At 75.2% G+C, this 11,626-nt stretch carries 9 protein-coding genes and 1 pseudogene; 4 read left to right on the top strand and 6 right to left on the bottom strand.

The window, feature by feature from the left end; translation table 11 throughout:
• A pseudogene (locus tag ABD308_RS09885) lies at positions 1–437 on the bottom strand (PP2C family protein-serine/threonine phosphatase); the annotation flags it as partial.
• Positions 438–577: 140 nt separating this feature from the next.
• Between ABD308_RS09885 and ABD308_RS09880 the strand changes: the two are divergent.
• On the top strand, positions 578–1,531 hold the full coding sequence (locus ABD308_RS09880) for a pseudouridine synthase (RefSeq protein ID WP_344330983.1): 954 nt from the start codon (positions 578–580) through the stop codon (positions 1,529–1,531).
• 32 nt (positions 1,532–1,563) lie between these two features.
• Here ABD308_RS09880 and ABD308_RS09875 read toward each other — a convergent pair whose 3' ends face one another.
• Positions 1,564–2,433 carry a winged helix-turn-helix transcriptional regulator gene (locus ABD308_RS09875; protein WP_344330982.1) on the bottom strand — a complete coding sequence of 290 codons (870 nt, stop codon included), beginning with the start codon at positions 2,431–2,433 and terminating at the stop codon, positions 1,564–1,566.
• A gap of 90 nt (positions 2,434–2,523) precedes the next feature.
• Here ABD308_RS09875 and ABD308_RS09870 point away from each other — a divergent pair, with 90 nt between their 5' ends.
• Positions 2,524–3,801 (top strand): MFS transporter, encoded by a 1,278-nt coding sequence (locus tag ABD308_RS09870; RefSeq protein ID WP_344330979.1) that lies wholly within the window; start codon positions 2,524–2,526, stop codon positions 3,799–3,801.
• Between the two features lie 26 nt (positions 3,802–3,827).
• Here the strand turns inward: ABD308_RS09870 and ABD308_RS09865 are convergent, their stop codons facing one another.
• From ABD308_RS09865 to ABD308_RS09855, 3 genes are all read right to left on the bottom strand, one after another.
• Positions 3,828–7,517, bottom strand: a complete 3,690-nt coding sequence (locus ABD308_RS09865; RefSeq protein ID WP_344330973.1) for a SpoIIE family protein phosphatase — start codon at positions 7,515–7,517, stop codon at positions 3,828–3,830.
• 105 nt (positions 7,518–7,622) lie between these two features.
• A complete protein-coding gene (locus tag ABD308_RS09860) occupies positions 7,623–8,684 on the bottom strand; it encodes a serine hydrolase domain-containing protein (RefSeq protein ID WP_344330968.1) in 1,062 nt (353 codons plus the stop codon).
• 112 nt (positions 8,685–8,796) lie between these two features.
• Complete coding sequence (locus ABD308_RS09855) at positions 8,797–9,729, bottom strand: glycoside hydrolase family 19 protein (protein WP_344330987.1); 933 nt, start codon at positions 9,727–9,729, stop codon at positions 8,797–8,799.
• A 275-nt stretch (positions 9,730–10,004) separates the two neighbouring features.
• Between ABD308_RS09855 and ABD308_RS09850 the strand changes: the two genes are divergently transcribed.
• On the top strand, positions 10,005–10,778 hold the full coding sequence (locus ABD308_RS09850) for a GntR family transcriptional regulator (RefSeq protein WP_344330966.1): 774 nt from the start codon (positions 10,005–10,007) through the stop codon (positions 10,776–10,778).
• 42 nt (positions 10,779–10,820) lie between these two features.
• On the opposite strand, the gene ABD308_RS09845 is transcribed toward ABD308_RS09850, so the two are convergent.
• Positions 10,821–11,240 (bottom strand): HIT family protein, encoded by a 420-nt coding sequence (locus ABD308_RS09845; protein WP_344330962.1) that lies wholly within the window; start codon positions 11,238–11,240, stop codon positions 10,821–10,823.
• Between the two features lie 160 nt (positions 11,241–11,400).
• Between ABD308_RS09845 and ABD308_RS09840 the strand changes: the two genes are divergently transcribed.
• Positions 11,401–11,595 (top strand): YegP family protein, encoded by a 195-nt coding sequence (locus ABD308_RS09840; protein ID WP_344330960.1) that lies wholly within the window; start codon positions 11,401–11,403, stop codon positions 11,593–11,595.
• The last annotated feature ends 31 nt before the right edge of the window (positions 11,596–11,626 follow it).

Here is an 11,626-nt window from a genome sequence, read left to right as displayed (position 1 = left end):
GCCGCGACGTACCGGACGGCGATCCGCAGCGGCCCGGCCCGCTCGGGCGGCGGGCGCAGCAGGGCCCGCTGGGCGGCCTCGGCGACGGTCCGGACCTGGAACAGCTCGCGCTCGCGGGCCGCGATCAGCACGACGTTGGCGGTGCTGGCGAGGGTCGCGGCGGTGATGGTGATCAGCGAGGCGAGGTGGACGGTGCCGGGCAGGTGGGTGTTGCCCTCCTCCAGCAGCCCGGCCACGGCGACGGCGGCGGCCCCGGTGATCAGCGGCACCCGGGCCCGCCGGGTGGTCGCCCCGACCAGGACGGGCGCCACGGCGAGGACGGGGGAGAGCGTGGTCCCGGGCCCGGTGAACAGGTCCGCCAGCACCGCCCCGACGAGCAGCAGGAAGGCGCCGTACAGCAGCAGCCGGGTCCGCCGCGGCAGCGGCGGCAGCGCCACCCGCTCCTCCTCGGACCCCCCACCGCCCACACCCACGCCCTCACCTCCAAGCCGCCCCTCCCGTCCACTCTCCACCGCTCCCCGCCCCACCGGCATCCCGGCACCGGGGGCGGGGGCGAGGACGTAGGGTGGCGGGCGAGATGAGACGTAGGAGTACGGTGCCGGCCTCGCCGCTTCCGCAGCGGTCCGGGGTGGATCCGGTGCACCTGCGGCTGCCCGTGGCGGGCGGTCCGTGGGAGACGGTGCGGGCGTACCTGCTGGAGCGGCTGCCGGTGGCGGCGGCGGAGCGGGTGGACGGGCTGCTGCGGGACGGCGGGGTGGTCGGCGAGGACGGGCGGGCCGTCGGGGTGGCGGAGCCGTTCCGGCCGGGGGCGCACCTGTGGTTCTACCGGGAGCTGCCGCCGGAGGTGCCGGTCCCGTTCGAGCTGGAGGTGCTGCACCGGGACGAGTCCCTGGTGGTGGTCGACAAGCCGCACTTCCTGGCCACCACCCCGCGCGGGCGGCACGTCGTGGAGACGGCGCTCTCCCGGCTGCGGCACGAGCTGGCGCTGCCCGCGCTGAGCCCGGCCCACCGTCTGGACCGGCTGACGGCGGGGCTGGCGATGTTCGTGGTCCGGCCGCGGGACCGGGGGGCGTACCAGACGCTGTTCCGCGACCGGCTGGTCCGCAAGGAGTACCAGGCGGTGGCGGTGGACGACCCGGCGGTGGCGCTGCCCCGGACCGTGCGCAGCCACATCGTGAAGGAGCGCGGGCGGATCGACGCGTACGAGCTCGACGAGGCGCCGAACAGCGAGAGCCGGATCGAGCTGGTGGAGCGGCGCGGCGGTCTGGGCCGCTACCTGCTGCGGCCGTCGACGGGCCGGACGCACCAGCTGCGGCTGCACATGAGCGGCCTGGGCCTGCCGATCCTGGGGGACCCGGTGTACCCGGTGGTGCTGCCGGAGCCGGCACCGGACGACTTCCGCCGCCCGCTCCAGCTGCTCTCCTCCGCGGTGGAGTTCACCGATCCGCTGACCGGCCGTCCGCGCCGTTTCGAGAGCCGCCGGACGCTGGCGGCCTGGACCGACCCGGAGGCCTGGCGGGCGGGGCTCTGACGCGCGCGGGGGCGGGGGTCTGAGCGGGGGCGCTATCCGGCGGCCAGCCCGTCGAGCAGGACGAGCGCGTCGTCGACCGCGCCGGCCGGGTCGGCGACGGGGTAGAGCACGCCCCTTATGGTCCGGGTGGCGTCGACGACGAGGGTGAGCCGCTTGAGGTGCTCGACGCCGTCGGCCCGGAAGGTCGGCAGGCGGAGCGCGGCGGCCAGGTCGAGGCCGATGTCGGACAGCAGCGGGAACGGGATCCGCGCGTGCTCGGCGAAGGCCGCCAGCTGGTCCGGGCGCTGGGTGCTGACGCCGTGGACGGCGGCGCCGCGCGCGGCGAAGTCGTCCATCCGGTCGCGGTAGGTGCGGGACTCCAGCGCGCGGTCGCCGGTGCCCGGGATGCCGTTCCAGCCGTCGGGGCGGTCGGGGCCGCCGGGGAAGCAGTAGAGCACCGTCCAGGCGCGGTCCGCGGCGACCGGGTCGACCGGTTCGCCGCGGGCGGCGGTGAGTTCCAGGGCGGGCAGCCGACGGCCGGTCAGGGCGAGCACCCGGCGGGTCTCGGCGGAGTCGGTGGTGCTGGTGCCGGAGAGCGAGCCGTCGCCGAGCACGTAGCGCCCGCCCCAGCCCTGGAGGGCGACCAGCACCGGGAGCAGGCCGCGTCCGGCCTCCGTCAGGTGGTACTCGTAGCGCGGCGGGTGGGGGTGGTAGAGGCGCTTCTCCAGGACGTCGTCGGCGACCAGGGCCTTGAGGCGCTGGGTGAGCACCTTCCGGCTGATGCCGAGCCCGTGCTGCAGGGCGTCGAACTGGTGGGTTCCGCCGGCGACGTCCCTGATCAGGAGCAGGGCCCAGGTGTCCCCGACCACGGTCAGGGCCTGGGAGATCGCGCAGTCGGCGTCCGCCGCTTCCGTGTGCCGCATGACCGCCCATTATAGTGAGTTCCCAAAAGAGACTCACTGGCTGGCGCGACCAAAGGGGTGGGTGTGTCGACCAAGGCGACAGACACGAGGGTGACGGGGACGACGGAGGGCGCGCGGGCGGGGGCGGGCGCTCCGGCGTACGCGGGCCGCCGCGCGGGCGCGGGCGCCGGGGTGTTCTGGCGCTACTGGACCGCCTCGACGGTCAGCCGGATCGGGGACCAGGTGAACGCGGTGGCCCTGCCACTGGTCGCCGTGGTCACCCTGCACGCCTCGGCGCTCGACGTCGGGCTGATCACCGGCGCCGGCTACGCCGCCTGGCTGCTGATCGGACTGCCGGCCGGCGTGCTGGTCCAGCGGCTGCCGCCGCGCGGCACCCAGGTGGCGATGGACCTGGTCCGCGCGCCCGCCGTCGCCTCGGTGCCGCTGGCGGCCGCGCTCGGGGAGCTGAGGCTGCCCCACCTCGTGGTGGTGGCGCTGGTGGTGGGCCTGGCGGGCGTGGTCTTCGACGTGGGCATCTCCACCGTGCTGCCCTCGATCGTCGCCAAGGAGGAGCTGACCGCCCGCAACAGCCTGCTCTCCGGCAGCTCCGCGGCGACCGAGCTGGCCGGGCCGTCGCTCGGCGGGGTCCTGGTGCAGTTCGTCGGCGGCGCGACGGCGATACTGCTGGACGCGGTCAGCTACCTGGTCTCGGCGGCCCTGCTGTCCACCGTGCCGCCGGTCAAGCGCTCGGCCGCACCGAGCGCGGCCGGCGCCGGGATGCGCGAACAGATCCGCGAGGGCTGGCGGTACGTCACCCGGCACCGGGTGCTCCGGCCGGCCGCCACCTTCGCCGCCGCGGTGAACTTCGTCTCCGGCGGACTGATGACGCTCACCCCGCTCTTCCTGGTCCGCACCCTCGACGCCCCGGCCGCCGCCGTCGGCGCCCTGATGGCCACCGGCGGCCTCGGCAGCCTGATCGGCGCCGCCCTCACCCCCCGCGTGGTCTCCCGGCTGGGCGGCGGGCGCGCGCTGTGCTGGGCGGCGGCGACCTCGGCCGCCTTCTCGCTGCTGCTCCCGGCGGCCGGCTCCGGCTGGGGGACGCTGGTCTTCGCCGTCGGCAACGCCGGCTTCTCCGCCGGGGTGGTGGTCACCAGCATCGTGGCCCGCACCCACCGCCAGACCCGGACCCCGCCGGAGCTGCTGCCCCGGGTGATGGCCACCGTCCGTTTCGTCTCCTGGGGCGCGATACCGGTCGGCGCGCTCGCCGCCGGCGCCGCCGCCTCGGCCTGGGGCCCGCGCACCGCCCTGCTCCTGCTGGCGCTCAGCAGCGCGGCGGGCCCGGCGATCCTGCTGGCGAGCCCGATCCGCCGGATGCGCGAACTGCTCTGACCCCCCGGCCGGGAGACATCCTCCCGCTACCGCCCCGGAGGCAGCTCCAGTTCGAACCAGACCACCTTGCCCTCCGGCAGGCGCCGGCTGCCCCAGCGGTGCGCGAGCTCGTTCACCAGGTGGATGCCGCGACCGCCCTCGTCCTCCTCCCGGGCGCGCCGGATCCGCGGCGCGCCGGCGTCCCGGTCGGCCACCTCCACGGTGAGCGTGCGGTCGCAGAACAGCCGCAGCTGGGTGGGCGATCCGGCGTGCACCAGGGCGTTGGTGATCAGTTCGCTGGTGAGCAGCTCGGCCCAGTCGGCGAGGGCGCCCAGCCCCCACGCGGTGAGCGTCTCCCGGGTGAAGCGGCGCGAGTGGGCGACCATCGCGTGGTCGTCGTCGAGCGCGAGGGTGGCGATCCGGTCCGAACCGGTCGGCCGGGCCTGCGCCATGATGACGGCGATGTCGTCCTCGCTGGTACGGCCGGTGAGTTCGGTGAGCACGGCGTCGCAGGTCTGCTCCAGCGAGCCGTGCCGGTCGGCGACGGTGCGGCAGAGCAGCCGCAGCCCCTCGTCGAGGTCGCGGCCGCGCCGCTCGACCAGGCCGTCGGTGTACACGGTCAGGATGCCCTCCTCCGGGAGGGTGAACTCGACGCTCTCGAAGGGGACTCCGCCGACGCCGAGCGGCGCGCCCGGCGGCAGCTCGACCAGCTCCGCGTTGCCCTCGGTGTCGGACACCACCGGCGGCAGGTGGCCCGCGCAGGCGGCGGTGCAGCGCCGGTCGACCGGGTCGTACACCACGCAGACGCAGGTGGCGAACTGGCCCTCGCCGAGTGCCGTGGTGGCCTCGTCCAGCCGCTGCAGCACCCGGTCCGGCTCGATCTCCAGGGTGATCAACGTCCGGGCCACCGTCCGCAGTTGGCCCATCGTGGCGGCGGCCCGGATGCCGTGGCCCATCACATCCCCGACCACCAGCGCGACCCGGCCGGAGGAGAGCGGCACCACGTCGAACCAGTCGCCGCCGACCTCGCTCACCACGCTGCTCGGCAGGTACCGGTAGGCGAGCTCCAGCCCCAGCGTGCGGTGGATCTCCTGCGGCAGCAGGCTGCGCTGCAGGGTGAGCGCCGTCTCCCGCTCGCGCCGGTAGAGCCGGCCGTTGTCGATCGCCAGCGCGGTGCGGGCGACCAGCTCCTCGGCCAGCGCCCGGTCCGCCGGGCCGAACGGCACCGGGTTGCGGGTGCGGATGAACTCCGCGCCGCCGAGCACCAGTCCGCGCGCCAGCAGCGGCACCATCAGGTACGAGTGCACCCCGGCGTCCAGGCTCGGCCGCACCCGGTCCGGCGAGGCCACGATCCTGCGCAGCGCCGCCTCGTCCACCTCCGAGACCAGGATCGAGCGGCCGGAGCGCAGGCTCTGCGCGTACACCGGCGCCGACTGCGAGGTCTCCCCGATCGCGTCGGCCGCGCCCGCCATCACCCCCTCGTCGTCCAGCTCCCCGACCGCCACCGCCCGCATCAGCACCGAGCCGTCCGGGGGCACCGGCGCCGGGTCCTCGCCGTCGAGCACCGTCGCGCGCAGGTCGACGGTGACGAAGTCGGCGAACCTCGGGATCACCACCTCCACCAACTCCCGGGCGGTGCGGTACAGATCGAGTGTGGTGCCGATCCGCCCGGACGCCTCGTTGAGCAGCGACAGCCGCTGCTGCGCGGCCCATGCCTCGTCCAGCGCCCGCTGCCGGGCGGCGGCCGCGTCCCGCTCCCGGGTGAACAGCAGCGCGTTGTCGATCGACACCGCCGCCCGCACCGCGAGCTCCCCGGCCAGCGCCAGGTCGTCGTCCCCGTACGGGCGGTCCGGCTCGGTCCGGTAGAACGCGGCCAGACCGACCGCCGAACCGCGCGCGATCAGCGGCACCACCATGAACGACTGGAGGTTCTGCTCGCGCGCGGCCGCCGCGCGCTCCGGATCGTCCCGGAACCAGGCCCGCCCGGCCTCGTCCATCCGCGGCACCAGCACCGGCGTGCGGTGGGTGAGCGCCCAGGCGTAGGGGGAGGAGGGGATGAAGCGGTGCACGCCGCCGGTCCGGTCGATCGGGCGCAGCGTCGAGTGCGGGGCCGAGTGGAAGGCCATCCGCCGCAGCACCGCCGAGCCGTCGCCCGACGGGCGGGCCTCGCGCTCGCCGCGCACCAGGTCGTCCAGCACCTCGACGACCACCGTGTCGGCCAGCCGGGGCGTCGCCACCTCGGCCAGCTCCTGGGCGGTCTGGGCGAGGTCGAGCGTGGTGCCGATCCGGGCCGAGGCCGTGTTCACCAGCGCGAGCCGCTCCTGCGCCGCCTTCGCCTCGCGCAGCGCCTGCTGGCGGTCGAGCACCGTCTGGTGCTGGCGCAGGTACAGCTGGGCGTTGTCGATGGCCACCGCGGCCCGGGAGGCCAGCTCGTCGCCGAGCGTGATGTCCGCCTCGGCGAAGGACTCCCGGTCGCCGCGCCGGGAGTAGACGACCATGCCGAGCGTGGTGCCGCGCGCCACCAGCGGGGTGATCCGCACCGAGCGCGGACGGTCGCCGAGGAAGGCCTGCAGGCCGTTCTCGGTGATCGCCTCGCTCAGCGGCGGCAGCTCCCAGGACGGCACCACCACCGTGCGCCCGGTGGCCAGCGCCCGCGTGTACGGGGAGTCAGGCGCCAGCTCGTAGACCGCGTCCACCGGCAGCGCGTCGGCCGGGTAGCGCGGGTCGGCGGTGGCCAGCGCCAGCCGGCGCACCCGCCGCGCGGCGGCGCGGTCCGGCGGCTCGACGTCGCGGCCGGTGGCCAGGGCCTCCAGGGCGAAGACGCCGCTGATGTCGGCCACCTTGGGCACCATCGCGTCGGCGAGCTCCCTGGCGGTCTGCCGCAGGTCCAGGGTGGTGCCGATGGAGGCGGTGGCCTCGGCGAGCAGGGCGAGCCGCTCCTGCGCGCGGGCGGCCCTGGTCTCGGCCTGGAAGCGCTCGGTCACGTCGACGACCGTCGAGCTCACCCCGAGTACGCGGCCGCCCTTGTCCTCCAGCCGGAAGTAGGAGGCCGACCAGGCGTGGTCGTGCGTCGGGTCGCCGGGCGTGCGGCCGTGCGAGCGGACGTCCACCACCGGCTCGCCGGTCTCCAGCACCCGGCGCATCACGCCCTCGCTCTCCGCGCCGTTGATGCCGGGCAGCAGCTCGGTCAGCCGGTGGCCGAGGTGCCGCTCCACCGGCAGCCCGTTGATCCGCGCCAGCGCCTCGTTGAGCCGCACGAAGGCGAGCCGGGTGTCGTACACGCTCATGCCGACCGGGGCCTGGGTGAAGAAGCCGTCCAGCACGGCCAGGTCCGCCTGGATCCGGCGCAGCGTCGTCACGTCCGACGCCACCGCGAGCACCAGCGGGGTGCCGCCGGGGCCGGCGATCGGATGGGTGCGGAACTCCAGGTTGACGTGGTGCCCGTCGCGGTGGCGCACCGGGAAGACGCCGGACCAGCCGCGGCCGTCGAGGATCTCCTGGAACAGTTCCAGCACCTCGGGACGCTGCTCGTCGGAGGTCAGCAGCTGCGCGGCGCGCGCGCCGATCGCCTCCTCCGCGGAGTAGCCGAGCAGTGCCTCGGCGTCGCCGCTCCAGTGCAGGATGCGGCCGTCGGCCTCGATCAGGGCGGTGGCGATCGGCACCATCAGCAGGGCCTCCGGGCCGTCGGCGCGGCCGGGCCCGGCGGCCTCGCGCCGCTCATGTCGCTTGTCCACCATGATCGGTCACCAGGAACCGCCCGGAGATCGCCGCCACCAGCCCTGCCATCTTCCCACGCGCCCCACCACCCCCGCGCGGCACGCGGCGGAGATCGCGGCCGTCGGCTACGCCGGGGCGCTCTGCAGGGTGCGCAGCAGGTGGAAACCGGCGGTGTCGACGGAGCGGCGGCCGTTGGCCAGCACGATCACCCCGATCCGCTTCTCCGGGTCGAAGGCCGTGAAGGAGCGGTAGCCCCCGGTGCCGCCGTTGTGCCAGATCCGCAGGTGGCCGCCCTGGCGGGCGTGCAGCCGGCCGCCGAGCCAGCCGAGGTGCATCCACGCGAACGGGTTCACCTGGTGCCGCACCTCGCGGGTCAGCGCGATGGCGGGCCCGAGCGGCGAGCCGTCGCCGTCGCCGGCCGCCAGCTGGGCCTGGAGGAAGACGGCCAGGTCGGCGGCGGTGGACTTGAGCGCGCCCGCCCCGGCGAGACCGGCGAGGTCCCAGCCCGGCACCGGGCGGCCGCCGGCGGTGTGGCCCGGGGCGAGCCGGGCCGCCTGCCGCTCGTCGGGCACGAGCACGGTGTCGGTGAGCCCGAGCGGCTCGCAGACCTCCTTCCGGACCAGCTCCCCGTACTCCAGGCCCGCCCGGTGCGCCAGGGCGAGGCCGAGCAGTCCGGCGCCGAGGTTGGAGTAGCGGAAGCTGCGCCCGGGCGCGGCGCGCACCTTGGTCCGCCCGAGGCTCGCGAGCAGCCACTCGGGGGTGCAGTGCGCGTACGGGTCGGGCTTGTTGGGGGTGAGCAGGGACGTCAGCAGCATGCCGGTGGGCAGCCGCGGCAGTCCGGAGGTGTGGGTCGCCAGGTGCCGCAGCGCGAACGGCTGCCGGCCCTTGGCGGGGACGGTGACGCCGGGCGGGAGCGCGTCGGCCAGGACGGCGGCGAGCGGCTCGTCCAGCGTGACGGTGCCCGCCAGGGTCAGCCGGGCGAGTGCGAGCGAGGTGAACACCTTGGTCACCGAGCCGATCTCGAACAGGGTGTCCGGACCGGGCCGTTCGCCGGACGGGCCGGGGCCGGTGCGTCCGGCGCCGCGGATCTCCACCGTGTCGTGGGCGAGGCCGGCGACCACCGCGCCGACCCCCTGGCCGGCGGCGCGGTCGGCGGTCTGCTGGACGAGGCTGCCAAGATCGTTCATGGCCCGAGCCTAGGAGCGGCGGGGGGCGGCGGCGTCCACCGTGACGACGATTTCGCCGCCGCCCCGCTCGTTCCCCGGAGGTACGGGGGGACGAGCGGGGCGGCGGGCCGCGTCAGCAGCTCAGGTTGTTGCCCGGAACGGTGCCGATCAGCTGGGTGAAGCGCTGGTAGGCGTTGATCCGGCTCTGCACCTGCGCGGGGTTGCCGCCGTTGCACTCCAGCGAGCCGTTGATGCTGCGGATGGTCTCACCGAAGCCGTAGCCGTTGACGATCGCGTTGTGCGGGGTCATGGTGCCCGGCCCGTTCTGGGTGTTCCAGTACCAGAGCGCGGTCTTCCAGGCGACGGCCGGGTCGGTCTGCACCAGGTTGGGGTTGCGCAGCAGGTCGATGCCGAGGGCGTCGCCGGCCGCCTTGTAGTTGTAGTTCCAGCTCAGCTGGATCGGTCCGCGCCCGTAGTACGCGGCCTGGCCGGCCGGGCAGCCGTACGACTTGGTGCTGTCGCAGTAGTGGGGGTAGTTGGCGGTGTTCTGCTCGACGACGTAGACCAGCGCGCCGGTCTCGTGGTTGACGTTGGCGAGGAAGGCCGCGGCCTCCTGCTTGCGGACCGTGTCGGTGCCGGTGGCCGCGAAGGCCGGGTAGGCGCTGAGCGCGTCGAGCAGGCCCTGGTAGGTGTAGAACGGGTTGCGGTTCGGGAACATCTGGTCGAACTGCGCCTGGCTGACCGGGAATCCGCCGGGGTTCGGCGTGGTGGTCGCGGTCGGCGTGACGGTCGGCGTGACGGTGGGGGTCGGCGTCGGGCCGGTGCCGCCGCAGGTGCCCTGGTCGGACCAGACGCCGGACCCGCCGGTGCTCGGCGGTTCGTTCTGGGTCCACCACTTGGCGAGCCAGTTGTGGCCGTTGTAGGAGACGCCGGCGCCGCCGGTGTAGACGGCGGAGGAGCTCCAGGGCGTGGCGCAGACGGCGGCGCTGGCGTTGGCCGCGGGCAGCAGCAGGACCACCGTCAGCGCCGTGGCGACGGCGGAGAGCAGTGCGAGCAGGCGTTTCATGGACACTTGATCACCCCTTGTGCGGTGTGGGGCCGCACGGTCGTGGAGGTAGGGACGTCGGGGCAGGGGAGCCGGGCCCCGCGGTGTGGGGGCACGTCGTGGGGGACGGGCCGACCGGGGTGCGGGCCGGTGCGGGGCTGACCCAGACTCAAGCGGAATGGTCTAGACCTGTCAAGGGGTTGGGGGCAAAACGTGTGCGGTGCGGGCGATTGCGCTCGAACGGCGCGCCGAACGGCGTGTCATGGCCAGGTCTCTCCATCTGGAAGGATGGCCGGGTGGACGAGACCCCCGATCCCGCGCCCCGTTCCGGGCCGGGCGCACCGATCCGCTCCGGCATCCCGGAGCACGGTCGGGTGCCCAAGTACTACGCAGTCAAGGGTGAGTTGGAGGCGCTGCTCGACGAACTCGGCGAGGGCGGCGTGCTGCCGACCGAGCGCGACCTCGCGGCCCGCTTCGAGGTGGCCCGCGAGACGCTCCGCCAGGCCCTGCGCGAACTGCTGATCCAGGGCCGGCTCCGGCGGCGCGGACGCAGCACGGTGGTGGCCGGCCCCAAGCTGGAGCAGCCGCTCTCGCTGGCCAGCTACACCGAGGGCGTGCGGCGCCAGGGCCGGGTCCCCGGGCGCACCCTGATCGGGCTGGAACGGCTCGGCGCCGACCCGCAGTTGGCCGGCCAGCTGCGGATCGCGCCGGGGGAGCCGGTCTGGCACCTGGAACGGGTGCTGCTCGCCGACGGCGAGCGGGTCGGCCTGGAGAGCACCTACCTCGCCGTCGGCCGGGTCCCGGCGCTGGACCTGGAGTTCGACCCCGGCTCCTCGCTGTACGCCTACCTCGCCGAGAAGGCGGGCATCGGCTTCGGCGCCGCCGACGAGCGGATCGAGACGGTGCTGGCCACCCCGCGCGAGGCCCTGCTGATCGGCACCCCGCCGGCGCTGCCGATGCTGCTGCTGCACCGGCTGACCCGGGACACCGACGACCGGCCGGTGGAGCGGGTGCGCTCGCTCTACCGGGGCGACCGGTTCAGCTTCACCACCCGCCTCGAAGCGGACTGACCGGAGTCCTGGGACAACGTCCGGGCCGGCTGACGGCGGACGCTAGTCCGGCGGGGCGAGCGCGGCGCGCAGCCGCTCGGCGACCAGCGCCGCGCCCGCCTCGTCGGGGTACGTCCGGCGCGGCCAGAAGAAGCCGCGCAGCCCGTCCTTGGGATTGCGCGGTACCACGTGCACGTGCAGGTGCGGCACCGACTGGCTGATCCGGTTGTTCGCCGCGACGAAGCTGCCCGCCGCGCCCAGCCCCCGCTCGACGGCCGCCGCCACCCGCTGGACCCGCAGGAAGAACGGGCCCACCTGCGCCGCCGGCAGGTCCGCCAGGGTGCGGTGGTGGGCCCGCGGCACCACCAGGACATGGCCCGGGAACAGCGGCCGGCGGTCCAGGAAGGCCACCGCCGCCTCGTCGTCCAGCACCCGGTGCGCGGGCTCCGTGCCCGCCACCACCGCACAGAAGACGCAGTCCATCCGCCCATTCAACCGGCCCGCCGCGGCCCCGGCATCCGCTCGGCGGAAGGCCGCCGGCGGGTCACCCGAGCGGACCTTGAGCGGGTGCGGACCGGGGCCGCCGGGGCGCATCGTGCAGGTGGGGCGCGCGGAGCGTCCCGTCGACGAGGAGGTGGCCCGGATGGCGGGCAGGTTCGAGGTGTACGAGGACGCCGGAGGCAAGTACCGGTTCCGGCTCAAGGCGGGCAACGGCGAGATCGTCGCCACCGGCCAGGGGTACGCGAGCAAGGACGCCGCCCACAAGGGCGTCGAGGCCGTCCAGCGGGCCGCGGACGGCGCGAGCGTCGTGGACGTGAAGCCAAAGGCCGCGGCCTGACCGCGGTGGCGCGGGCGGCGGGCACCCGAGT

The sequence above is a fragment of the Kitasatospora putterlickiae genome, assembly GCF_039527695.1.
GTDB classification, from domain to species: Bacteria; Actinomycetota; Actinomycetes; order Streptomycetales; family Streptomycetaceae; genus Kitasatospora; species Kitasatospora putterlickiae.
This window is presented reverse-complemented; position numbering and strand designations above follow the sequence as displayed.